The following is a 25792-nucleotide window of genomic DNA, read 5'->3' on the forward strand; positions in this document are numbered from 1 at the left end:
CTCATTTCAGCCTTCAGCTTTGTACTGAAGCTCTTATTTTCCAGCGCTCACGCCGCCGATACCGTCGACCGTTTTACTGATCGATTTAGGATTACCAAAATAATTTAAAGAACCTATGCCTTGCACATTGGCTTTGAGTTTCTCCGTTGCAGTCACCTCAACAGAGCCAATACCTTCCACAGTCGCATCCACATTTTCTGCAACTAAAGCTTTCGCATCGACGAAACCCACACCCTGTGCACGCAATTTAAAATCGCGTACTTTACCGCTCATTTTCAACAAGCCAACGCCTTCATAATTCAACTCAAAACGATCGCCCGCAATTTTGCTGACAGTCGTCAATCCGGCACCTTCCATTTTGAATTTTGTGAGCGCGGGCATCGTGACGATTACTTTCAAATCATCTGAGATGCGAATATTCTTTTTTTCTTTGTAGCTGATCAAAAGCTCATCACCAGAAATATCCGTAATGATTTTTTCCATGTACTTGTCATCGCCCTTGATCGTAATTGAATGGGCGCTACCCACCACGACTTCTACCGACAACGCACCTTGGGTACGTATCGTATTAAATGGAGTGACCTTGCGTACTTGTTCACCCGCGCTAGCTAAAGTGCTGGCGAGTGCAAGACCGATGGTGAAACATGAAATCCAAACTTTACGCATGATGAGCTCCAGAGAAATAGGTTAATAATTAATCGATGAATTTATCGGTGATTTTTTTACATAAGAAAACTGCGATGAAGGCAGTTTGCCTATGTTTTATGGTTTTGTCTGGCGAATTCGATGAACTGTCGTTTTATGGGTGCAGAATGCAAAATGCCTATCCGTGGCTGCCGACAACAATAAAAAAACGGCGCATAAAGCGCCGTTTTTACCTGACTCGAAAGCTAATTATTTGCTTGTTGCTGGAGTCGATGCTGCTGTTTTTTCTACTGCTTTGTCTGTATGTTTTTTCACCGCTTTATCCGCGTGTTTCGCAGGTGCTGTCGCTGCTTTCACATCGGCACTGGCTGCAACTTTTGCTGCCGCTGGTACGCTAGCGGCGGTAGAGGCTACGGCGGCTGTCGCACTTGGCGCTGCGGTCGCCGCACTCGCTGCTTTTACATCTACTTTCGCGTCTGTTTTTGCTTCCATTTTTGTTTCCGTTTTTGCTGCCGCTTTATGTGCAGCTGCTGCGGTATGTGTAGAAGCTGCGCTTGCCGCGGCGGACGCTGCTGCCGCTGGTTTTACTGAAGCAGCTGGAGCTGCTTGAGTTTGATTTGCTTGAGCCAAAGCTGCGCCAAAAGAGATTGCTGTAGCAACGACTGTCAATGCGATTTTTTTCATGATAATTTCCTATTAAGTGAACTGAATAAAGACATAAAAGTGAGTGCTAATCCGGTGCTGCTTTTTTTACTAACTCGCAGTGCTTGCTGCGTACTCCAATAACGAGACCCGTATTTTTTCTGTTGACACGAATTTGAAATTTTTTTGAAAATTTTTTATAGGTTCCGAAACTGACACATAAAGCATGCTTAACTTGACGATGAGTATACGACATCAATAAAGCGGCAATGAACCAATGAATAGCAACTGGCTCACTATAAGATTCAATTAAGTAGCGCTGGCAACAATACGAAAAGCGCAGCCAGATGGGGCTATTTTCACCGCTTTCAAGTCCCCAAAAATTTAAATTATTTCCTCTTGAAAAGCCGTTTTTCTATCTACATATCGGTATCAGCAGATGCTCAAGTGAGGTCTGCGAAATACAATCGCTTCACTTTATAAGGATATATATCATGCGTAATTTTGACTTCTCTCCACTCTATCGTTCTGCCATTGGTTTTGATCGTTTGGCGCATCTGTTTAATGAAGCACAACGTGCCGAAGCAACACCAAGTTACCCACCCTACAATATTGAATTGGTCACTGAAGATCAGTATCGTATCAGTATGGCGGTCGCCGGATTTGATCGCAGTGAAATTGATATTGAAACCGAGCGTGATGTATTAAAAGTAGTCGGTCGCAAAGCGAAACCTGAAACCCAAGGTACCTATCTGCATCGTGGTATTGCTTCACGTGATTTCGAACACAGCTTCCGCCTCGCAGATCACGTCAAAGTCGTCGGTGCACGTTTGGACAATGGTTTATTGAATATCGAACTACAACGTGAAATTCCTGAAGCCCACAAACCACGTCGTATTTTGATTGATGGCGATAGCTTACGCTCGGTACCTTCTTCCGAGCAGCTACAGGCCGCATAAATTTTTTTAGATAGACCTGTAATAAATTTGTTGTTATCTACTTTTTTGTAAGTTCCCCTCCTGGCGTGGCTGGCAACAGTCACGCTTTTTTTTATTCCGATTTTATTCAGATTTTATTTCGGTCTCTTTCCAACAATTGATTCCAATATGCGAATTCGACTCTGTTAAGATACTTGCCAATCAAGTTCAAAACGGGGAGAAAATTCATGCATCATTTTAAGAAAATTCTGTGTGGCGGTTTACTGCTAACCTCTCAAATTCTCTATGCTCAACCAGTGGCACAGGGAGCACAAGTAGCAACCGTAAGAGTCGATGTGCTACACAGTGGCAACGCCAAACAAGAACACTACGCCTTAGATCGTGTGCTGATAGAACCATTACCGTGGCCTGGCAATTTAAAGAAGGCTATTGACACCAGCAATCGTGGCGTCAACTTGTTTGAGGTCAGAGATAGAGCGAGTGGCGCTCTGCTATATTCACGCGGCTATTCTACTGTTTTTGGCGAATGGCAAAGCACCGCAGAAGCTGCGAAATTAGATAGAGGTTTTCAGGAATCCTTGCGTTTTCCAAAACCGAATCACCCAGTCAATCTACGCGTACTCAAACGCGATGACAAAAATCAATTTCAAACCGTATGGAGCGTCGATATCGATACCGATGCGCCAGATGTGATTCGAAAACTTCCTGAATCCAAACTCAAACCCATTCCTATTCATGTCAGTGGTAATTCCGCGGAAAAAGTCGATTTGCTGATTATCGGTGATGGCTACACACAGCAGGAAATGAAGAAATTCGTCGCCGATGCCAAGCGTATGAGTCAATATTTATTCACTGTTTCACCATTTAAAGAGCGCGCCAAAGATTTCAATATTTGGGGTCTGGCTGCGCCCACCAAGGAATCAGGCGTTTCAAGACCATCGACAGGCCAATATCGCGCCTCCAGCCTCGGTGCGAGCTACGATATTTTTGGTAGCGAGCGCTATGTCTTGACCTTGGACAATCGCGCCCTACGCGACATCGCACAAAATGCGCCTTACGAATTTATTGAGATATTGGTTAACAACGAGACCTATGGCGGCGGCGGAATTTTTGGACAATTCTCTACGGCAGCGGCGAACAACGATTGGGCTAATTATTTATTCGTACACGAGTTCGGCCATCATTTCGCTGGCCTAGCAGATGAGTACTATACCTCGCCGGTCGCCTATCAAACGGGCGGTGAAATCAAGCAAGAACCATGGGAACCCAATGTCACCGCGCTGAAAGATCCCTCTCAACTAAAATGGCAACAACACGTAAAGGCGGGCACTCACCTTCCTACAAACTGGCCCAAAGAGCGCTATGAAGAAGCGTCGCGCGCATATCAAAAAATACGCGCAGAGCTAAGAAAAAACAATCGCCCAGAATCAGAAATGAGTGCACTGTTTAAAAAAGACTTAATAGACTCGACCCTGTTATTTTCGAAAGATCCCAACTATCACAGCATAGGCGCATTTGAAGGTGCCAACTACGAAGCAAAAGGCTATTACCGCTCACAAATGCAATGCCTGATGTTCGACCGAAGCGATCAATTTTGCCGCGTCTGCCAAGATGGGATTAGCAGCATCATTGATCTTTATAGTAGATAAGCAAACCAGTATTGGCGGCAGTTATCATCGCATTTAATGTGATGTAATTCATACAGCTCATCAAATTAAATTGAACGAAATGCTCTGAGGCACAGGCGAGCAGGCTGCCTGCTCAGAGCTGAAAATCGATACCCACAATCACTGGTATTAAACGAAGACTGCACTTTCTTTGCACCACCCTTGCACCTAGCAGTATCTCTTCCCTGCCTATATTGTATTGCTACTTTTGCTCAGTTCTAGTTGTCGAGGTCTCCAATGCCTCATATCCATCCATCGCCACCGCCAAGATCGCGCTTCGTTCATTCAACTCAAGCACTATCGTCCTAAAATTTTCGGATAGTTTTTTTCATAGACGAAACAAGTTGCCCAAAGAAAAGTGGTCTATACAAGCAAAAATATCTAGTCTAAAAATTTATAAAATCCAAGTATTTTTTCCTTATTTTCAATCATTTTTTTGATGATTGACTTGTTAATTTCAAATCAACATACTCTCTTTCTATTGATTAATTACTATCGATTTAAAAGCAAGTTCTTACTATAAAGTGGCGACGGTGTTCCGCGCCAACATAAATAAGGGAGTCACCAACATGAAGATCAAACATTATCTGCAACTAAGCTTACTCAGCGCCGCCATCGCGTCCAGCTTTGCTCAAGCGGAAATCAAAACCAATTATTTAGCGAATGTGCGTCCATTGATCAAATTCAATGAATTGACACGTACCGAAAAAGTTATTTTGGCGCAGCAGTCTCAATTGTTATTGCGTGATTTGTATGTGAATCGTTATCAAAAAAATGAGTTCTACGGCACCAATCCGAATTTCTCCGGTCACGTTGATCCCGCCGTCAAAGTGCAGGAAGTCGTCAATAAAATTGATAGTCTCAGCACCAGCGATTTGCACAAAAATCTAAGTCAAATTTTTGTCAGTCAACGTGACTTACATTTGAACTATAACTTCCCATTGCCGCATGCGGCGTTTATTAGTTTTTTACCGTTTAATTTTGCGCGTACGGCGTCCGCAAGCAATCAAAACGAAGTGCGTATCGGGAATATTTATGCTGTGTTCTTTGATGTGTTTTTCCCCGATCAACGCAAGCCTCAAGTCGGCGACTTGGTACTTGAATATGATGGCGTTCCTATTCAACAAGCGGTAAATAATGCGGTCATCAACGGTAACGGTGCCAATTTATATGCGGGTTTTTCACGCGCTTTGCAATATATGACTTTCAGCTCACAGGCGGCGAGTTTGCCTCCAGCCAAAGATAAGATTAGTTTGAAATTGAAGTCAGCCCGTACTGGCGAAGAGTACAGCATTACGATTCCTTGGATGAGCCAATACGATGATGCTGATTTGGCGCCAGCATTAGTCAAAAATGCAGCCAACACGAATACAGCTAACATCAATGCTTTGGCGATGAGTAATGAGCCGATTCAAGAACGCTACAACCAATTCCTCGCGCGTAATTTGAATCAAGATAGTGCTGCTTTCACGAGACAGGCAACGGCCGAACCGTCGATCAAATGGTCCATCGTGATCCGTGGTGACAAGAAGCTGGGCTACATCAGTATCGGCTCCTTTGTTCCCAGCGCTGTCACGGATAACGGCGCGTTAGCCATTATCGCCAATTTGCTACGAAATCAATTGGCAAGCACAGATGCTTTGGTGATCGACGTGCGCAATAACGGTGGCGGTAGCATTGTCTATGCCGACAAATTGCCGCAAATGTTCATGCCTGGTAACGCCACGACCAATTCAGCGCGTCTACTCAATACCTCGCTGAATTTTAAATTCCTGAATCAAGACATCTTTAAACAATACTGGCCAAATTGGGTGCAGCTGATTACCGACGCTCAAAAAACCAATAATCGTTATAGCAAAACCGGTGTATTCACCACACCGCAAGATGCCAACACGATGGGACAAATGTATTACAAACCCGTCGGCGTATTAGCTAATGCTCGCAGTTATTCTGCAACCGATTTGTTCACCTGTGCCATGCAAGATAATGGTGCAGCCACTATTTTCGGCGAAGATAGACAGACGGGTGCGGGTGGCGCCAACGTCTTAGAACATGGTTTCTTTAACGCGTTTGCTCCCGAAGTGTTTACGGCTTTACCGGGTGGCGTTTCTATGCGCGTCTCTTGGCGTCAGAGTATCCGTAGCGGTTACAACAACGGCAGTATGATAGAAGACCAAGGTTGCACCGCGAATGTGGACGTGCCGCGCAGCTTAAGCGATTTAAGCAATGGTGATCAAACTCAGTTCGACAAAATTGCTGACGCCTTATTAGCAAAACCTTTGAACAAATCTTTCCATCGTTTTGTGAGCCCTGTCGGTAATATTTTAAGTCTGCCAGCCAGTACGCGCAGCTTTAGCTTAGAAGTCGCCAACACCGAACACGTCAAGGTCTATGTCAATAACGTCTTACTCAAAAGCCATTATGTGGGTATTTACGGCAATCCACGTGCCGTCAGCTTGAGCTTACCGGTCAAAGCAGCTGGTGAACAATATCAAATCGCTTTTGTCGGTACCGATGCGGGTCATACGCCATTATGGAACACCAAGCGTATGGTGAATGTAACCAACTAAGTTCAACAGCTATTAGAAAACCTGGTAGAAATTAGCGCTGATCACTTCATCGCGCTAATTTCTCCAGCCCATGATAGTCCCCTCACCCCTAGATCGTGCATGATCAAGTTTCCAATCTACTGGGCTAGCTGTATTTTTAAAATTCGCTTTTACGTCCAAATTTTTATCGAATTGATTAACTTGATTAACTTGATTAAGGCTAATCCAAATCGGAACAACAACGTACCAAAAATTCGCGTAGCCATTGATTGCCTTCATCCTGCGCAAAACGACGATGCCAGAAAATATTGGTTTGCAAGCGTGGTAGCTTAAGCGGTGGTTTGATATAGGCCAAACGGAATACGGGTGCAGCGCTTGCTGCGAGCTTTTGTGGAACAATCGCCACCAGATCGCTACTACTGACGATGTAGGGTACTGATGAAAAATGCGGTACCGTGAAACTGGCAGCGGCGGTGATACCTGCTTTTTCTAAACATAAATTAATTTTGTCGTACGGACTTTCTTGGCTAGACACGATCAAGTGCTCTGCCTTTAAAAAATCTTTACTCGATATGCCGTCCCTCAAGATAGGATGCTGCTGTCGATATAGACAAACATAGTCTTGCTGAAATAGTCGTCGATGATACAACGCACCAGGCATCGCTTCAAACGCACCAATCGCAAGATCAATCCTGCCAGTTTCCATGGCCGCCATCAGATCAATACTGTTGGCTCGGATGGTCGAGATCTGCACATGCGGGGCAGCGCGCCGACATTGCGCTATCAAAATCGGCATGAAATGCATTTCTCCCACATCCGTCATTGCGATTGTGAAATGTCGCTGGCTATTCGACACATTGAATACTTCTTGTTGATTCAAGGCCTTAGTAATGTTGACCAGCGCAGCGGCAATCGGATCGGCCAGTTGCTGTGCCAATGGCGTTGGCTGCATGCCCTGAGAAGTGCGCACAAATAATTCATCATTAAACGTTTTACGCAAACGTGCTAGCGCATTGCTGACCGCTGGTTGCGATAAATTGAGCTTGCGCGCCACACTAGAAATCTGCCGCTCTTGAAACACTTCTTGAAAAACCACCAGCAAGTTTAAATCGATATCTTTGGCTTCTATCATAGTCGCTCCGAACTACTACCCATTATTGATTTTATGAATGATCTATATTTTAGTATTTATATCGTAAAAATGAAGGGATTGCACTACATTAGCGCATTCTCGTGTTTTCTCTATTTTGGATAAGATCATGACAACTAACTACATGAGCGGTTTCGCGAACGAATTTGCCACCGAGGCCTTACCTGGCGCTTTACCGCAAAATCAAAATTCACCTCAGAAATGCGCCTACGGTTTATATGCGGAACAAATCTCTGGCACCGCATTCACCGCGCCACGCCACGCTAATCGACGCTCTTGGACTTATCGTATCCGCCCAGCGGCCATGCATCAGCCTTTCGCACAGATTGATAATGGCAACATGACGAATAATTTCACCCAAGTCCCAAGTACCCCAAATCAATTGCGCTGGGACCCACAGCCTATGCCAAGCGCGCCAACCGATTTTATTCAAGGCTGGTTGACGATGGCGGGCAATGGTTCTGCCGACGCACAAACGGGTTGTGCTATTCATCTATACACGGCAAACCGTGATATGACGGATAAATTTTTCTACAATGCCGATGCCGAGCTACTGATCATTCCGCAGCAAGGTCGTTTGCACATCAAAACTGAACTCGGTTTACTAGATATCGAACCACAAGAGATTGCGGTGATTCCACGCGGCATACGTTTTCAAGTGACTTTGCAAGATGGAGAGGCGCGTGGTTATGTTTGCGAAAATTTTGGTGTGATGCTCAAACTGCCGGACTTAGGAGTCATCGGTTCTAATGGTTTAGCCAATCCACGCGACTTTTTAACGCCTATCGCTTGGTACGAAGACCGCGAAGGTGATTTTGAATTGGTCGCTAAATTTAGCGGTAATTTGTGGCGTGCAAAAATAGGCCATTCACCACTCGACGTCGTCGCTTGGCATGGCAATATGGCGCCGTATAAATATGACTTGCGCCACTTCAATACGATAGGTTCTATCAGTTACGACCATCCTGATCCATCGATCTTTTTGGTATTGCAAGCGCCGAGTAACACGCCAGGTGTGGACACGATAGATTTTGTGATTTTCCCACCACGTTGGCTGGCTGCAGAAAACACTTTCCGCCCACCTTGGTTCCATCGCAATATCGCCAGCGAATTTATGGGCTTAATTCATGGTCAATACGATGCAAAATCAGGTGGTTTCCGTCCGGGTGGTGCCAGCTTACACAATTGTATGAGTGGTCATGGTCCTGATGCACCGACCTTCGAGAAGGCCAGTCAAATCGACACCAGCACACCGCAAAAAGTGGATAATACAATGGCCTTTATGATAGAGACCAACACAATTCTCAAACCAAGCAGAGAAGCGATGGAGTCACCGCTTTTACAAGCTGATTATTTCCAATGCTGGCAAGGTATTAAAAAGAATTTCAATCCTAATCAGGCCTAACTAAGTTTAATTAACTAAGTTTAATTAACTATGTTTAACTAAGCCTAATTCAGACAAAAAAAGCACATACAGAAAGCACACTCAGCATGCCAGTACAACTTAATGAAACCCACGATCCAGCATTACGAAGCTGGATAGCATCGGCCAATGATGGTACGACCGATTTTCCGATTCAAAATTTACCCTTTGGCGTATTTCGCCGTGCTGGTAGTAGTGAGCAGTTCCGTATTGGTGTCGCTATTGGCGATCAAATTCTTGATCTCACTTTAGCGCAACAAGCTGGTATTTTTTCTGCCATCATGGACGCCAGACTAGCGCATGCTTTGGCTTCAACTTCTTTAAATGCCTTTATGGATTTAGGTAATGGCGTGTCTTCAGCAGTACGCTTGGCGCTGTCACAAGCCTTGCGCGAAGGTGCCTCGGCACAAGCAGCTCTGCATGCGATCTTGTTAGCACAAGCAGATGCCGAATACGCGCTACCTGCGCAAATTGGCGACTACACCGACTTCTATACTTCAGTACATCACGCGACTGCGGTAGGTAAATTATTCCGCCCAGATAATCCTTTGCTCCCGAATTACAAATGGGTGCCAATCGGTTATCACGGTCGCTCTTCTTCTATAGGCGTATCGGGACAGCAATTCCGTCGCCCTATTGGGCAAACCATGCCACCGACCGCGACCACACCCGTTTTCGCGCCGGCAAAACGTATGGATTACGAATGCGAAGTCGGTATTTTTATTGGGCAAGGCAATGCGCTGGGCGAAGCCATTGCTATTGATCATGCGGAAGACCATGTTTTCGGCATGTGCTTACTCAATGACTGGTCAGCACGCGATTTGCAAGCATGGGAATATCAGCCTTTAGGCCCTTTCCTAGCCAAAAATTTTGCTTCAACCATTTCGCCTTGGGTCGTAACGCTGGAAGCTTTGGCGCCTTACCGTAAAGGCTGGACGCGCGATGCTGCCGATCCACAAGCATTGCCTTACTTGGATCATGCCGATCTACGCAGCACGGGCGCGTTTGACATACAACTGGAAGTCTTAGTGCAAACAGAAAAAATGCGTCAAGACGGTACGCCAGCGCAACGCCTTTCTTTGTCGAATTTCAGCCACTCCTACTGGACCGTATCACAAATGGTCACTCACCATACCGTGAATGGTTGTAATTTACGTGCAGGCGATTTCTTAGGTTCGGGCACACAATCGGGTCCTTTACCGGAAGAAGCTGGGTCTTTGTTAGAGCTAACAGAAGGTGGAAAGAAACCTATTATCTTAAGCAATGGTGAGCAGCGTATTTTTATCGAAGATGGCGACAGTATTATCATACGCGGCTGGACACAAAAAGACGGTGCACCGCGTATTGGTTTTGGTGAAGTTGAAGGCCGTTTGTTACCTGCTCGCAATCTGGAGTAGTCATTAAAAAAGTTAGCTGGATTAGCAAATAAAGGCTGAAAGTAAAGCGTGCACACGGATGCACGCTTTTTTGTATTGCTCCAGCTTCACCGCTTCAGGTCAAGGATATTTCACTAAAATCGCCCAATTACCCCACATTGACCAGACTTAACGCATTTTTTTCTTCTCTAAGTGCCGAGAATTTGCTTAAATAGCTGCACTCTTAGAGTTTTATTCTTTGCAAATACAATACAGGAACAACATGGCGCGTTTATTTAGATTCTTTACTACAATTACTGTCCTCAGCGCAGGACTACTTACTGGCTGTGCTTCGGTACAAATGGCCCCATCTAATGAAGATGCACAAGCCAAAAATTTCACAGTCAATCCTCAATCTGCCAAGCTGTATATCTATCGCAATGAATTCATGGGACAGTCGATTAAAATGCCAGTCGAGCTTGATGGCAAAGAAATTGGAAAAACCATATCAAAAAGCTTTCTAGTTGCGACCGTAGCACCAGGCAAGCACAGTTTATTGTCAAAAGCTGAAAACGATTCTAGTTTAGAAATCGATACAGAAGCAGGTAAAAATTACTACATATGGCAAGAAATCAAAATGGGATTTCTGTCGGCACGTTCTAAATTGCAATTAGTCGATGCCGCCCAAGGACAAGCGGGTGTAAGAGAGTCTAAATTAATTGATACAGGCACCAATCCAGCGAAAGCTACAAATGCGGCAAATGGGAATAACGCGTCTACTGCTGGGACAACACCGATAACAAACCAGGCAGTTTCAACCACTGCAACGGCCACTCCACTCAGCACAACGAACGGCGATATGAAGATTGAGAAAGTGCCGTTTGAACTAGGCGTTTCCTCCATCACGGTAGAACGCATGGCCAAGCAAAATAGCTGCCAATCCGAGAAAGGTGCTGGTTTATTGTATAAAAAAGGACCGGTGGAAATGTATCGCATCGCCTGTGAAGATGGTCGTGAGTTAAAAGTACGTTGTGAATTGCGTCAATGCCAATTCTTTACACCATAATAAGTAACCCGAATCTCAGCGCTTAATCTCAGTTCTTAAACTCTGAATAAAAACGCGCCACCGTGACACATCCAAGTTCACGTGTGGCGCGTCTCATTTTATAAGAGGGATTTAGATGAATTAAACAATTAATACGTTTGTTTATTCAATATTTCTTGAACAATCTGCGCTTTAACTGCCGCTATCACAGGCAACCAATCCCCAATCTGCGATTGTCTGAACAAGCGCGCAGTTGGGTACCAAGGCGTATCATCCCGATCGTGCATCCACCGAAAATCGGCCTCATAAGGCAATAATAAATATAAAGGTTTGCCTAAAGCACCCGCCAAATGAGCAACCGAAGTATCGACACAAACTAGCAGATCTAAGCAATTGATAACAGCAGCGGTATCACAAAAATCCTCCAATTCTGGAGCCAAGATTTGTATCTGCCTACCAAAGCTTTGCATTATTTTTAGCCCCGTCTTTTCTGATGCCGAAAGCTCTTTCTGAAGCACATAAAAATCAGCTTCTAATTGCAACAAGGGGCTTATCGTCGCAAAAGAAATACTACGATTTTTATCATTCTGGTGATGCGGTGATCCAGCCCAGACTAGACCTACTTTTAAGCGCTTGCCAGACGCAATTTTCGAACGCCAATGTTGTACTTTTTCTGCTCCAACATCTAAGTACGGCACGTGGCTTGGTATATCCTCCGTTTGTAAATTCAACGCTAAAGGTAAACTCAATAGTGGGCATTGATAATCAAATGTAGGCATTAATTCTGGTTCAGCTGTACGCGCGAATACATTTAATGGCAAGCAACGCAATAGATTAAACAAACTCGCAGGCACTTCAAAAATTAGCTTTACATCTTCTCCACGCAAACGTTCTTGCACGAGCTCCAGCAAGCGGCAAAATTGTATCGTGTCTCCTAGACCCTGTTCCGCGTAGATCAATAAAGTGCTACCAGGCTCAAGCTTTTGGCCTAGCCATAGCGTTTGCTTAAAATCACGCCGAGAACTATCCCATTGAGCATTTTTCCAGCGCCACTCATACAAGCGCCAACCCTCGTCAAATTGCCCGAGGCTGAGCAAACACATTGCCTTATTGATACGCGGACTAACATAGTCTTCCGCAAGTTGCATAGCTCGATCAAAACGCTGCAATGCTTCCTCGAAACGACCTAGCTTTTGTAGCACGACACCCCAGTTATTTTGCATGATCGCAGACGACGCTTGAAGTTCATTTAATTGAAAGTAGCTGCGCTCGGCGTCTTCCCATTGTCCTTGCTGCATTTGTTGCCGCGCATGTGTCGACAAGGACATGATTACTGACCCTGAATCAGTTCTTCCTGAGGGATGAGAAAAATAACTCATTAATTCAACTACTACTTTTTTCAAAAGCGTGTGCCAATCGCTATTTAATTCCTGCCGAAATAGTCTTGCGCTGGCATACCAAGGACTATCTTCTCGCTGCTGTAACCAACGAAAGTCAGGTAAAGAAGCTAATAATATCCAACACGGTTTCCCCATGGCGCAGGCCAAATGTGCGACCGAAGTATCTACGGTAATCACCAAATCCATCTGCTGGATCAACGCTGCCGTATCCGAAAAATCCTGTAAATCCTCACTATGTTGGTATATCTGTTGTTCTTGCAGTAATCGCTGATCGTTCAGACTGATTTCTTTTTGCAGGCTATGAAATTCCCATTCTGCTTGTATGCCTAATGGTGCAGTGGTTTGTGTTGGTGATTGCGATTGCATTTGCAGAGCAGCCAACAGCTCGGATAAAGGCAGACTACGTTTTTTGTCGTTTGCATGTTTGGTAGAACCTGCCCACACTAAGCCAACGCGGGGTTTATGACCTAGTGGCATTTTGCGCGACCATTTATTAACTGAAGATTCTGGTGCAAAAATATAAGGCCCTGGGTCGGGAATGTTTTCCAGGCGAGTATTGAACACCGCAGCTAAACTCACAATCGATATTTGATAATGGAATGCAGGTATGGTGGCTCCAGCAGAGACCACCAGTATCTTTTCAGCAGATGGCCAGCGAGACACACTGAGCTTTATGAGTGTGTACAAATCTTTATTGACGACCAAAATAACTTGAGCTGCGAGGGAGGCCAGCTGCATCGCGTAACGACAAAATTGTATGGTGTCACCATAACCTTGTTCGGGATGCAGTACGATGATTTTATCCGTCAAACTATCACGTCCATTCCAACGAGGAAAGGCGTTCAATTCCGGATGCAACGCCATTGAAGCCGCATGATTTCGTGCTTCATAAAGCGGCCAGCCCGCGTCAAAATGACCTAGGAATAGGCACAACATCGCTTTATTCGCTTGCGCAATTTTATCTTCAGGTACTTGCTGCAAAGCGTAATCGTAAGCCTGCATTGCCTCGTCAAAACGATGTAAATTTTGCAGCGCCATTGCACGGTTATTTTGCAAACCCGGTAGATCTGGTCTCACAGACATCACGCGCTCAAACCATGTCAGAGCTAGCGCAACCTGATCTGTCTGCATATATAGCATCGCCAACTCATGCATGGCTTCCACATGGTGTGGCTGTTTTTGAAGAAACGCTAAACATACCTCTTGCGCGTCTTGAAATTCCCCCATTTTTTTTAAGTGCAACAATCGGGGGACAATTTTAGAAAATTCACTCACAAGTTTCATTTAGCGTATTCAACTTAACCAACAAGATTTACCAATAACTTAAACAGCAGTAACTATTTATTATCCCGCATTCTATTCCACAGCCCTCATGGCAAACGTAGATAGCAACATATTTTCACAAAACGAGTACAAGAAATACATCTGCCATTCACTCAATCTAGATTCTAATGTTCAGTGAAATTCACAAGATACGACGTTCCAATAAAATTAAATCAACTAATAATTTAGGAATACTGCTTTTAGTTTTAATATCTAAATACAACGAATCATCGTTAAAAGCCGACTCTGAACGGCGATTCTTTTTTATTTAAGTCAACGCATTAAATTTACCTAAAAGTCTTTTCATATGTATATACATATGAAGCAAATAAGATATATTTTAAGCATATTAATTTTCCTTTTTTTCTGCTTAACTCTGGATTCGCTTCAATTTTAGAGTTCTGATGAGACTGGCAGCGCGCTTGCCAACATAGTCATTGCGGTAGCTCTTGAGCTTGCAGCGTAGCTTCAATTACAGGCTTTGTGCCTATAACACTATCAGGGAGACAACATGAAAAAGACGAGAATCAAACATATCGCACCTAAGCTACTTTCAGCTTTAGTGGCGACATCGATTTTGAGCGTAGGCAGTGTCACTGCTGCCGACAATTTGCTAGTAAAAACCAAACAAGAACTGGGCAGCGTGAACGCTGTGATTAATGGCTTGGCCGCACAACATGCCAACCCGAATGCCAGCTTCCTGCGCTCTATAACGGCGGCCAACACAAACACCAGACCAGAACTAGACACTGACATCACGGACTATCATTTTAAAGATGGACAACTTTCGGTATCAGGTCGAGCCCGCGGTATCGCCAATTCAAGCTTCATCCTCAAAGGCAATACGCAAAGCATTAAAGGATATTTAATTAGGCACGACACCCAAAAAGCCTATGAATACAGTACTGATGCCAAAGGTGTAGTCAGTGTCGTGGAAGTAGCGATAAGCAAGATTATCCCTGACTTGGATGATCAATGGTTAAAGGCAACCACCGTCAATAACTTGGCGGGTGCGATTCATCCTGTCTATAGCCCAATGGCTTTACGCCAAGCACCACACATAGGTCCTTATAGCAATGAAGACGTCACCAAGCTTGAAAGCAAACCAGGCAGTGCATGGGTGTTTTACCTTAATCATTCGGCGGTCATGAGTGGCTCCACACCTTTAAATGGCGTGACTAAAGAAAATATGTATCGCGCATGGCAGATCGTGGCGGATCAATACTCCATGTACAACATCAATATCACCACAAATCCTGCCGTTTATAACGCAGCAAAATCTGCCAATATTCTACGCACCGGTGTGATCAATTTTGTCAATCAAGATGGTCGCTCGAACGCGCCTTTGAGTTCTTTCGGCACCACCTCTGCCGGCACTTTATATCGAAATCCCTCTAGTGGATTTGACTATGGTTACGGCATAGGTATGACCGCAGCGCATGAAGTTGGCCATCAAATGGGCATGAACCATGATCGTGGCGGCACAGGTGGTGAATATTTTGAGGGTATCGCCGCCTATCAGTGGGGGCCTATCATGGGTAATTATTGGATGGGTGCTAACTGGGCGGCTAGTCGTTGGACTTGGAGCAAAGGCGAATACAATACTGCTAGCAATTTCGAAGACGATTTACGTATCATGAATGTCAATGAATCTATACCTTACGTAACAGATGATAATCCATCAGGCAAAGCACTAAACATCGCTAGTAACGGCGCAATCAGTGCAACTAATAATTTTGGTCAGATCGAAAGAACCGGTGATACAGATGCCTTCACTTTCACCGTCACCGGCTCAGGTAAGTTAGATTTAAAAATCGATCCCATTGAATACTTTGGCATGCTGGATGTCGATGCCAAAATCTATAACGCTGCAGGAAGCTTGGTCGCCAGCAGCAATAAGGCCGTTAATCGTTCTGCAGAATTCATCGCTCTAAACTTAAGTGCAGGGAACTATCGCCTAGTTATCGCGGGTGGTGCGGAAGGTACACCGCAAAACGGTTTCTCTAATTATTCATCCTTAGGCTACTACGCCATGCAAGGGAGTTTGACTGGTACAACGACACCGACCGATGTAGTATTGACCAGCGGAATCGCGCTTACTGGACAAAGTGATACGACAGGCACATGGAAATACTACGCTATTGATGTCCCCGCTGGAAAAACCAGCGTCGTATTCTCCATTAATGGTACGAATGGTGATGCCGATTTATTCACCCAGTTAACTAACAAACCGACCACCACGACCTACAAGTGCAAATCCGACGGCGCGACATCGGTAGAGAGCTGTACCGTCAATGCACCAGCCGCAGGTCGTTACTATCTGGGCGTGTATTCTTATGCGGCTTATTCCGCTCTAACGGTAAAAGCCACAGTCAACTAGATACGTAACACTTATGTCCTTAACGTAGCGGCGCAGAGCGAGTCATTTTTTCTCTGCGTCCTCTACGTCTGGACGTCTATCTATGCTTAACTATCACTATTTTTAAATTTCTTTGTGAGAATTCTCTTCATGTGTTTGCACAGAATATGGGGCAGATCAAACTAAAGCCCTGTGCTGGTCGGTTATACTAATGCCACTGATAACCTTGCTTTACGCTGAAAGAATGTATGCCGAATGTACCTGCCTGCCCCGTTTGTGGCTTAGAAAATACTTATCCTGATGGTGAAAATTATATGTGCGCGGATTGCGGACATGAATGGCCTATGCAAGCCGCCGCCGAAGAAAACGATGAGCGTATTGTCAAAGATGCCAACGGGAATGTGCTGACAGATGGCGATGCCGTCGTTCTGATCAAAGACTTAAAAGTCAAAGGCTCGTCCACCACATTAAAACAAGGTACCAAGGTAAAAAGCATACGCTTAGTAGGCGGCGACCACGAAGTTGACTGCAAAATGGATGCAGGCAACTTTATGTTAAAAGCCTGTTATCTAAAGAAAGTCTAAGCAATACTGGTGATGTGTAATTGAGTCTCTAATTGAGTCTGTGATCGCGCCTGTAACTGAGCTTGCAACTAAGCTTGCAACTAAGCTTGCAACTGAGCCTGTAAATAAATCTTTATGAATCCGCATCGCTGCTAGGTGGAACAGGCACCGGCAGCACCAAACCCGTTGCGGTAGAAATTGCCTTCCAAATCACCCCAACGACCGCATTCCATACTTTTTCTATAGTAACCATCACCAAGCCACGTAAAGTCTTCACAAAACTCAAGGTCATATCTTCTATACTGTTCAAGAAAAATTCTTTGGTCTCAGCAGTAATCTGGCCGGTACTAATGCCGATCGCAACAAATTCAGATTGCTTTGCAATCGCTTCAACCTGACGGTCAGAAAATCCACGAAATGTACTCACATCCGCATTAAGCACGCCGGTGGCGGCAGCTTTCATATCCAACATCAATTGATTTGCATCGAATGTCATCGCCGACTCCTAAAGAATATTCTACTAAACTGAGCTTTCTTTACTGATTATTAGCTTCTTACAACACTTCTTTACGAACGCTTTAAAAGTTTTTCACATCACTATCAGCGCTGCAAAAAATTCTCATAGGTAATTGCCTGATCAAAATAGATACTGGCTTGACCTTTAAATGCGATCACTTCATAAGCCGTGACTCCTTGCTTTTGATCGGTGTCGCGCATCTTACTCAGCGTGGCAGAAATTTGACGAATCGCATGCGCACTGGGCGGTGTGGCATCGTCATCACTCAATACTGAAGCACCGCGTTTTTCCAAAAAGCGATTAATGCTGTCTGTCACTTTATTTTTCGGCAGTGGCCGTGCGCCTGCAGCCAGCGCTAAGGCATCTAATTTTCCGATCAAACTTGCGTACCTATCTGCACGCGTTGAGAAATCTTGCGCTTTGGTGCCCGACGACATGGTCGCAAACAAAGTCATCGCGTCAACACTGCTGGCATTCAAACCATCAGCTACATTTTTATCGTACGCAGGCGCTAATTGCGTGGCGCAACCGACTAGAAATAGCAACTGTACTAAGAAGATTTTTTGCCAAAGCTGAAAAGTAGGTCGCATCATAAATCCTTTTGAGTCTTGAAAGAATTTGGAATCCAAATTAGCAATTCTAAAATTAAACATTGGCACTAAGCACTGGCACTAAGCACTGGCACTGAGCCCTGAAACTAGGCACTGACACCGCAGCCTTGTTAACTAGAACGATGTTGACGCAAGAGATGTAAAGCGATCGCTCCCAATACGAAACCCATAAAATATCTTTGGACTGACAGCCATTTCTTATTCACCGCAAACCAGGCAGCCATACGGCTAGCGGATAACATAATGATGAGATTCATGCCACCCGCAATAAAGGTTTGAATACCGCCTAACAAAAAACTCTGAAACAAAACAGAACCACCTTCAGGCTGTATAAATTGCGGCAAGACCGACATATAAAACACTGCAACTTTAGGATTTAAGGCATTCGTCAAAAAGCCCATCACAAATAATTTTTTAGGTGTTTCGTCAGGCATACTTTGCGGATCGAGTGGTGAACGGGCACCGGGTCTAACTGCTTGCCACGCGAACCATAACAAATACAGCGCACCAAGATATTTCAGAATTTCATAGCCCATAGGAATGGCCATAAACAAGGCGGTTAGCCCTATCGCTGCGGAACAGACATGCACCGCAAAACCACATACCACGCCCAACCATGAAATAAAGCCTGCCCTCGTTCCCTGACAAATCGAACGAGAGATCAAATAAATCATATTAGGGCCGGGCGTAATCGCCATTAATAGCGATGCCCCCGCAAAGATCCAAACTGCTTGAGAAGAAACCATTACTTAACACAACCTGATTTGTGGCACATAAACTTGGTAGCTGAAATCGCCTTACCAAGCACATTTATTAGTGCAAACCACTAAGAGCACTTACTGAAAGCACATACCAGCAAGCTTATTTTGTCAAAGAGGTCAACAATTCCTCAATTTTAGGTTCGGGCTTCCAGTAACCAGGCCCTTTCAGCACTTTGCCGCGTTCATCATAAATCGGCAAGCCATCAGCACCGAGTTTAGAGAAATTCGATTGCATAATGATGGATAAAATCTGATCTTGCGGCAAACCAAATTTTGCCATCTCAGACGCGCAATACACTTGAATGTCCCCCAACAAATCAGCCAACATAGTCAATACTTTCAAGGGATCTTCGCCGGCGTTTTGTGCCGCGATGATGTCATCTATCTCATGAATTTCTTCCATCAAAATATCTTTGAAGGCCGTCATACGCTCTGCAGCTGGTACACCCACCTCCAAACTCGGTAAAGTATTCACTGGCAACTTATAGATACCATTAAATTTTTTAATGTCTTGTGAAAATTCACTCATCTTGCGTGCGTCCTTGATTGATTCACGAATAGCATGCTTCCATGTAATTGCATGCGTCCATGCTTAATCTGTCCATTTTATTTCATTTGACAGAGCCTTACATGCCAATCTCAACATCGTTTCAACCTCTTCTCGGCTACTAGGCTTACTCAAACAGGCATCAAAACCCGCCTGTAAATAGGACGCGAAACTTTGCGCATCGTCGTTGCCTGAATACGCAATGATATAACTGGCGACTTGTGCGGTTTGATCTTGATACTGACGGATATGTGTCAAAGCTTCCATTCCACCCATGATAGGCATATCCAAATCCATAATGATGATATCTGGGCGTCGCGCCATGACTTTCTCTAGCGCCACACGTCCATTGATTGCGGTATCAAACACAAAAGCGGTCTCAGGGATATATTCTCCCATGACCATCTGATTAAAATCATCGTCATCCACCAATAAAATGTAATGTTGGGTTCCGACCAACAGAGCCGCCTGCGTGGCTGCACACAAGCCAGATACTCCGAGCTTTTTAGGTTCTGGCATGGGTAGCATCTGACTACGTGGCAAAGACAAACACAAGGTGGTTCCCTCATCATCTGAGGTTTGCATGGTAAGCGTGCCGCCTTGTACGCTAGCCAATAAATGCGAAGAATATGTCCCTAATCCAGTTCCACCACTTTTGCCAGAGGTCGCATATTTTGCAAAGAATTTCTCACGCAAGGCAAGAGGCACAGCGCCTTGATTATGAATGCGCAATTGGACTTGCTCATTATTTGGTGAGGAATTAAGTGGAGAATCAAGTGAAGAACTAAGCGAAGTATCCCGCACAAAATTATGTAAGGAAATCTGTACCGTACTTTGTTCTGGTGCGGCCTCTATCGCGTTCTTAATCAAATTGCCTAGTATGGAATAACACAAGGAATCATCGGCCTCGACATAAATCGGTGCGCTATCATGAGTCACTTGTATCGTCACCAACTTAGACATCGCCTGGGCGCGTAAACCCATCGCCACGGAATTTGCAAGAGAGAGTAAATCAACAACGGCGGGGCGAAATACATAACTGCCGCTCTCCATACGGAACAAATCCAAAGACAGATTAACCATACTCAGCGCCCGATTTGAGGCACTTTCTATCATGTTCAAAATATCTTCTTCATGCGCGGATAATTGACGTGCAGCGCGCAGCAATGAGGGTGCAGCCGCAATACTGACCAGCGGTGTTTTTAAATCATGACGGGCGATTCTCTCTACGTCTTCCAAGCTTTGCAACGCCTGTTGTAAAGCCTGATTTTTTTCATCTAATTCATGCGTTCTTTGTATGACACGTTGCTCTAATAGACGTTCCGATTCTTGAACTTTGCTGAGCATCAGACCCAACTCATTGTTGAGCTCTCTGAGTTGTTGATTTTGTTCACACAGTGTACGTTCATGTTCGTAGGCTAAGATCGCTGACTTGACGGTCAAAATGATATCGTCATGATTGAACGGTTTCTCTAAAAACCGATATAGGTTGGCCTGATTAATTACCTTTTTAACGCCTTCAAAATCGCTTTGTCCGGTCAGCATAATGGTGATGGTTTTGGGGCTACGATGATGCAATTGAATCAGCAACTCATCACCCCGCATACCCGGCATGATGAAGTCAGAAATGACGATACTCAGATGCTGACCTTGTTGTTCCAGATCAGTTAATAACTCCAATGCCTCAGCACCACTTTCCGCGATCTCTATGGCCAAATCATGTCCCATCGCATGCGTCAACAAAGTGCGCAAAGCAATCAAGACCGTCGTATCGTCATCGACACATAGAATGATTCCGCTATCGACCATAAGCAGTACCGCTTTCGGTAAGGAATACTAAAATCAAGCGAAGAAAATAGAATCGAGTTAACTTAATAAGACCCTAATATTTTCAGTCAAGTATTCACGAATTCCGCATTGATCGCAAGCATACCAAGATGCAAAATAAAAGAAGTGTGTGAATTTAATCAGATCACCTAGGTCCGCTCAGCGATAAACATTTTCAACATTGTTAAATGACCACATTTATCCCATGAATTACTCGCTTGATAAATGGTCGCAATGCTACTATGCAAACACATTTATTCTCGACCGGAGCCACCTGGCGATGCCCATTCTCACAGCATTTACTGCCTTCATCAGCACGTTACTCATAGGATGGTCTCAGAGCGCCGTAGCCACGGACGCCAGCGCAACAGCGGGACCAACAGTGATGTCCACGGTGACTGTTGCTACCTCGAGCCAACTCAGGCAGCCCAGTGGCGAGATAGGAAGGTCATCCGGCAATCTACCTAATCCACTATTAAGCAATAGAGATTTCTCTTACACCCAATATTATTTTGAGCGCATCGGCAACGAAGATTCTTTACCGATGAACATCGTCACTGCACTAGCACAAGATGCGAGTGGGCTAATCTGGATAGGTACACAAGGTGGTCTGGTACGTTATGATGGCTACCGCTTTGAAAAATTTGTACACAATCCGCGTAATCCCGATTCCATCTCTGGCGATTACATTAAAAGCCTTTGGGCCGCACCCGATGGCAAGGTTTGGATTGGAGGTCTGAGTAGCGGTATTTCAATCTTCGATCCACATACAGGCAAATTTGCGCCCTTGCGCTATGGTGCAGATGGAGCGCAAAGTATCGATCTAGGTGCGATACAGAGCATACAAGGTGATCGTCGTGGTGGTGTTTGGATAGTTGGGTCTGATCAAGGCCTACTGTACTTAAGCCCCGACCGCAAACAGGCGACTAGCTATCGTCATCGCGCAGATGATCCTCAGAGTTTATTAGACGACAAGGTACGCAGCATTTACCTCGATCAACAAGAGACCTTGTGGATAGGTACAACTAATGGCGTGCAAAAGCTGAAAAAAGGCCGTACACAATTTGAACTCATCGCCACAGACATCAAGCATAACGATTCGCTCATTGGGCATGAAATCCGCAGTATCTTTCAGGCACAAGATGGGAAAATTTGGCTAGGATTCGCCAAAAACGGCGCGGCCTGGATCGACCCCGCAACATCACAATTGCACAGAGTCAAACTAGACAATTTGGGATTAAACAGTCTGGGTGATAATGTCATCGACATCATTACCCAAGTACGCCCAGAAGAAATCTGGCTTTCACGCTACGGCTACGGCATTTACATCTTAGATGCCAGCAGCGGCGAACTGGTACACCGAATACGCAATGATGCAGCAGTCCCCGGTAGTTTGGCATTTGATCAAATTGGTGCCATGCTATTTGATCGTTCCGGCATGCTGTGGGTGGGCTCTTGGGGTGGCGGCCTACAACGCTATAGCAAGCACCAAGAAGCCGTGCGTATGTTGCGCCATAGCCCGAATCGCAGCACCGGACTCAGCCACGCTAATGTGCGCAGCCTGCTAGAAACGAGAGATGGCAAAATTCTGATAGGGTCGGATGGCAATGGCATCGACATCTTCGACCGTAAGCTAGGCTTAATCGGTGGCTATCGTAGCGATAATGAACACCCCGATAAAACCATCGCTTCAGCAGTATTGGCCTTAAGTCAAACCGCCGATCAAAGCATATGGGCAGGCACCAGACAATCAGGCCTGCAAAAACTTTCGCTCGGCAAAAAAGACTGGCAAACCTATTCCATGGAACATGGGCTACCCAGCAACCAAATTCGCAGTTTATTTACCAGCAAGCATGATGCATTGTGGGTCGGTACCACTCAGGGTGCGGCGCTGTGGAACGTGGAGCAAAAAAAATTCATTCGTTTCACTGAATTTTCGGGCGCTGCAATGAACAGCTATGTCACTTCATTTGCCGAAGATCAGCAAGGACGTATTTGGATAGGCAGTGAATCTGGTTTATGGCTACACCTGCCTGGTAGCCAACATTTGCAACAAATATTGCATGATCCCATGTCGCCTGATAGTTTAAGTTCTAATGAAGTCAATGGCTTATTGGTAGATCATCAAGGTCAATTATGGGTCGATACCGCACAAGGATTTGATCGCTTGCAAAGCTGGGATGGCAAGCTCGCTAAATTTGAACACATCAGCGATCAACTAGGTCACCCCGGCCTCTACTTTGGTGCCAATCTCTTAGAAGACAAATTAGGACGAATCTGGACACAATGGTTTGTCTACCACCCTAAAACCAAACAACTGCATGACTTATCCAAATCCAATGGCGTTGACATAGGCACCGCGTGGGTCGGGTCCTATTTACGTACGCGCGATGGTTTATTTCTATACGGTGGAACGCAAGGTGTCGCGCTGATACAACCCGAGTTATTTCATAGCTGGTCATATCAACCACCTGTGATCGCCACCGGTCTCAAGATTAATGGTATTGATCAACCCATGAATTTATTGCAGATCGAGCTGCAATTACAACCCGAACAACGTCATTTTGAAATTGAAGTCGCCGCGCTCGATTATTTATCGCCACAAAAAAATCGCTATGCGTATCGTCTACTGGGCTATCAAAATGAATGGATAGAAACCGATGCCTCACACAGAAATATTAGCTATGGCAATCTTTGGCCGGGCAGTTATACCTTGCAAGTAAAAGGTAGTAATCGCCAGGGTGATTGGAGTCCTTTAGAACTGTCAGTCCCAATTAAAGTGTTTCCTGCATTCTGGCAAACCTCTTGGTTCATCACACTCTGCACTTTGCTAATCGGGAGTTTGATCTACACCCTATATCGCTGGCGCTTAGCAAGGGTAAAAGAAGAAAAACGTAATTTACAAAAACTGGTCTCCGCCCGAACCGAAGACATCTTGCAACTAGCCGAAGCGGGTCAAGGTTTAACCGCAAGTTTGGATACTGAGCAAACCTTCGCCAAAATTCGTCAGCAAGTATCGGCACGCTTAGATGCCCACGTTTTCGGAATCGCCTTTTGCGAAAATAGTGATCAACCAGACGCACTGATAGAACTCGACTATCTGGTAGAGGACGGCATACGTCAGCCACCTATACGCTACACATTGCATGAATCACATACCCCCGCGGTCTGGTGCGTCAATCAAAAACGCGAACTGATCACCGCCAACCGCGAAGAACTATTGCAATTCATAGGCAGCATACCGCCTTTAAAATATGGGCAACCGATGGAGTCCATCATCTACCTGCCCTTATTTGTCGAAGGCAAAGTAATAGGCTGCATGACGGTACAAAGCCCACGTCAACAAGCCTACAGTCAAGATCAACTAGAATTCCTACGCGCACTAGCAAGCTACGTCGCAATCGCCGTCGCCAATTCACAATCGCATCGCCATTTATTAGACGCACAAAGACAATTAGCCCAACAAGAAAAAATGGCCTCCTTAGGGCAATTAGTCGCCAATGTGGCGCACGAAATTAATACGCCTATAGGTGCGATTAAATCGAGTGGCAACAATATTTCCACTGCATTAGATGTGGCAATGCACGAATTAGCTGATTTGATGGCGACACTCGATCAACAGGCGCGTGCACTATTTTTAGACTTGATCGCTCAGGTCAAAACTCCGCAACATCTGTTCAATACTCGTGAAGAACGCCAACTGATCGCCAACACTACCGAAACACTAAATCAACTCGGTTTAAGTGACACTCGCCGCACGGCCAAGGTCTTGGTTCAATTACGCGCACAACAACGAATACCAGAATTTCTGCCACTACTCCAACATCAAGAAGCCAATCGCATACTACAAGCCGCCAGCGCCATCGCTGCGATCGTACACAGCGCCGAAAATATACAAGTTGCGGTCGATCGTGTCGCAAAAATTGTGTTCGCCTTTAAATCATTTAGCCGCATCGGCAATCACAATGAAAAAATATTAGCCAATCTACGCGATGGCATGGACACCGTACTCACGCTCTATCAAAACAAAATCAATCAAGGCACCGAATTAATCTGCCAATTCGACGACATTCCAGAACTACGCTGTTGGCCAGACGAGCTAGTACAAGTCTGGGTCAATCTCATTCACAACGCGCTACAAGCGATGAATTACCAAGGAAGACTAACGATACGCATACAAAAAATCGATAACAACGCCGTCGTCAGCGTCAGCGATACCGGAGAGGGAATACCCGAAGCGATACGCTCCAAAATTTTTGACGTCTTCTTCACCACCAAACCGGTCGGTGAAGGTAGTGGGCTAGGTTTAGATATCGTTAGAAAAATCATTAACAAACATCGTGGCACGATCAGCTTTGAAAGCGAGATCGGTAAGGGAACGACGTTTATTGTGAGTTTGCCGTATGAAGCTTAAGCTAGGATTTAGCTGAAATTCGGCGGCTAATTGTTTCTCGGGATTTCGGTCTTATT

The 25792-nt window shown here is 45.0% G+C and carries 18 protein-coding genes; 9 read left to right on the forward strand and 9 right to left on the reverse strand.

Translation table 11 applies throughout. The features are described 5' to 3' along the window. Positions 1-33: 33 nt before the first annotated feature. Both ACFFJH_RS03445 and ACFFJH_RS03450 read right to left on the reverse strand, forming a co-directional pair. Positions 34-666, reverse strand: coding sequence for a head GIN domain-containing protein (locus tag ACFFJH_RS03445; RefSeq protein ID WP_390210069.1), 633 nt, complete (start codon positions 664-666; stop codon positions 34-36). 228 nt (positions 667-894) lie between these two features. Further along, positions 895-1329 carry a hypothetical protein gene (locus tag ACFFJH_RS03450; RefSeq protein ID WP_390210071.1) on the reverse strand — a complete coding sequence of 145 codons (435 nt, stop codon included), beginning with the start codon at positions 1327-1329 and terminating at the stop codon, positions 895-897. Between the two features lie 452 nt (positions 1330-1781). Between ACFFJH_RS03450 and ACFFJH_RS03455 the strand changes: the two genes are divergently transcribed. The 3 genes from ACFFJH_RS03455 (at position 1782) to ACFFJH_RS03465 (ending at position 6462) form a co-directional block, all read left to right on the forward strand. Next, positions 1782-2246 carry an Hsp20 family protein gene (locus ACFFJH_RS03455; RefSeq protein WP_390210072.1) on the forward strand — a complete coding sequence of 155 codons (465 nt, stop codon included), beginning with the start codon at positions 1782-1784 and terminating at the stop codon, positions 2244-2246. Between the two features lie 206 nt (positions 2247-2452). Next, positions 2453-3874 (forward strand): IgA Peptidase M64, encoded by a 1422-nt coding sequence (locus ACFFJH_RS03460; RefSeq protein WP_390210073.1) that lies wholly within the window; start codon positions 2453-2455, stop codon positions 3872-3874. Positions 3875-4461: 587 nt separating this feature from the next. Continuing rightward, on the forward strand, positions 4462-6462 hold the full coding sequence (locus tag ACFFJH_RS03465; RefSeq protein ID WP_390210074.1) for a S41 family peptidase: 2001 nt from the start codon (positions 4462-4464) through the stop codon (positions 6460-6462). Between the two features lie 199 nt (positions 6463-6661). Here ACFFJH_RS03465 and ACFFJH_RS03470 read toward each other — a convergent pair whose 3' ends face one another. Further along, positions 6662-7573, reverse strand: a complete 912-nt coding sequence (locus ACFFJH_RS03470; RefSeq protein WP_390210076.1) for a LysR family transcriptional regulator — start codon at positions 7571-7573, stop codon at positions 6662-6664. A gap of 127 nt (positions 7574-7700) precedes the next feature. On the opposite strand from ACFFJH_RS03470, the gene hmgA reads away from it, so the two are divergent. The 3 genes from hmgA to ACFFJH_RS03485 all read left to right on the forward strand — a co-directional run bounded on the left by hmgA (position 7701) and on the right by ACFFJH_RS03485 (position 11435). Beyond that, on the forward strand, positions 7701-8996 hold the full coding sequence (gene hmgA, locus ACFFJH_RS03475; RefSeq protein ID WP_390210077.1) for a homogentisate 1,2-dioxygenase: 1296 nt from the start codon (positions 7701-7703) through the stop codon (positions 8994-8996). Positions 8997-9082: 86 nt separating this feature from the next. Further along, positions 9083-10411 (forward strand): fumarylacetoacetase, encoded by a 1329-nt coding sequence (gene fahA, locus ACFFJH_RS03480; RefSeq protein ID WP_390210078.1) that lies wholly within the window; start codon positions 9083-9085, stop codon positions 10409-10411. A 241-nt stretch (positions 10412-10652) separates the two neighbouring features. Then, positions 10653-11435 (forward strand): DUF2846 domain-containing protein, encoded by a 783-nt coding sequence (locus tag ACFFJH_RS03485; RefSeq protein WP_390210080.1) that lies wholly within the window; start codon positions 10653-10655, stop codon positions 11433-11435. Between the two features lie 128 nt (positions 11436-11563). Here ACFFJH_RS03485 and ACFFJH_RS03490 read toward each other — a convergent pair whose 3' ends face one another. Next, complete coding sequence (locus ACFFJH_RS03490; RefSeq protein ID WP_390210081.1) at positions 11564-14041, reverse strand: glycosyltransferase family 9 protein; 2478 nt, start codon at positions 14039-14041, stop codon at positions 11564-11566. Positions 14042-14648: 607 nt separating this feature from the next. Between ACFFJH_RS03490 and ACFFJH_RS03495 the strand changes: the two genes are divergently transcribed. Both ACFFJH_RS03495 and ACFFJH_RS03500 read left to right on the forward strand, forming a co-directional pair. Next, the gene (locus tag ACFFJH_RS03495) at positions 14649-16517 is read left to right on the forward strand and encodes a pre-peptidase C-terminal domain-containing protein (protein WP_390210083.1); all 1869 of its coding nucleotides are present in this window, start codon (positions 14649-14651) and stop codon (positions 16515-16517) included. Positions 16518-16744: 227 nt separating this feature from the next. Continuing rightward, on the forward strand, positions 16745-17080 hold the full coding sequence (locus tag ACFFJH_RS03500) for a zinc ribbon domain-containing protein YjdM (protein WP_390210085.1): 336 nt from the start codon (positions 16745-16747) through the stop codon (positions 17078-17080). A gap of 112 nt (positions 17081-17192) precedes the next feature. On the opposite strand, the gene ACFFJH_RS03505 is transcribed toward ACFFJH_RS03500, so the two are convergent. The 5 genes from ACFFJH_RS03505 to ACFFJH_RS03525 all read right to left on the reverse strand — a co-directional run bounded on the left by ACFFJH_RS03505 (position 17193) and on the right by ACFFJH_RS03525 (position 21304). Continuing rightward, positions 17193-17555, reverse strand: coding sequence for a hypothetical protein (locus ACFFJH_RS03505; RefSeq protein ID WP_390210086.1), 363 nt, complete (start codon positions 17553-17555; stop codon positions 17193-17195). Positions 17556-17659: 104 nt separating this feature from the next. Beyond that, a complete protein-coding gene (locus ACFFJH_RS03510; RefSeq protein ID WP_390210088.1) occupies positions 17660-18169 on the reverse strand; it encodes a hypothetical protein in 510 nt (169 codons plus the stop codon). A 128-nt stretch (positions 18170-18297) separates the two neighbouring features. Beyond that, positions 18298-18933, reverse strand: coding sequence for a LysE family translocator (locus ACFFJH_RS03515; RefSeq protein ID WP_390210090.1), 636 nt, complete (start codon positions 18931-18933; stop codon positions 18298-18300). 115 nt (positions 18934-19048) lie between these two features. Further along, on the reverse strand, positions 19049-19477 hold the full coding sequence (locus tag ACFFJH_RS03520; protein ID WP_390210092.1) for a pyrophosphatase: 429 nt from the start codon (positions 19475-19477) through the stop codon (positions 19049-19051). Between the two features lie 63 nt (positions 19478-19540). Next, positions 19541-21304: a response regulator gene (locus ACFFJH_RS03525; RefSeq protein ID WP_390210093.1), complete on the reverse strand. Its 1764-nt coding sequence runs from the start codon at positions 21302-21304 to the stop codon at positions 19541-19543. Between the two features lie 298 nt (positions 21305-21602). On the opposite strand from ACFFJH_RS03525, the gene ACFFJH_RS03530 reads away from it, so the two are divergent. Continuing rightward, complete coding sequence (locus tag ACFFJH_RS03530; RefSeq protein WP_390210094.1) at positions 21603-25736, forward strand: sensor histidine kinase; 4134 nt, start codon at positions 21603-21605, stop codon at positions 25734-25736. Positions 25737-25792 lie beyond the last annotated feature (56 nt).

The sequence above is a fragment of the Affinundibacterium danionis genome (assembly GCF_042432465.1).
GTDB lineage: Bacteria > Pseudomonadota > Gammaproteobacteria > Burkholderiales > Burkholderiaceae_D > Undibacterium > Undibacterium danionis.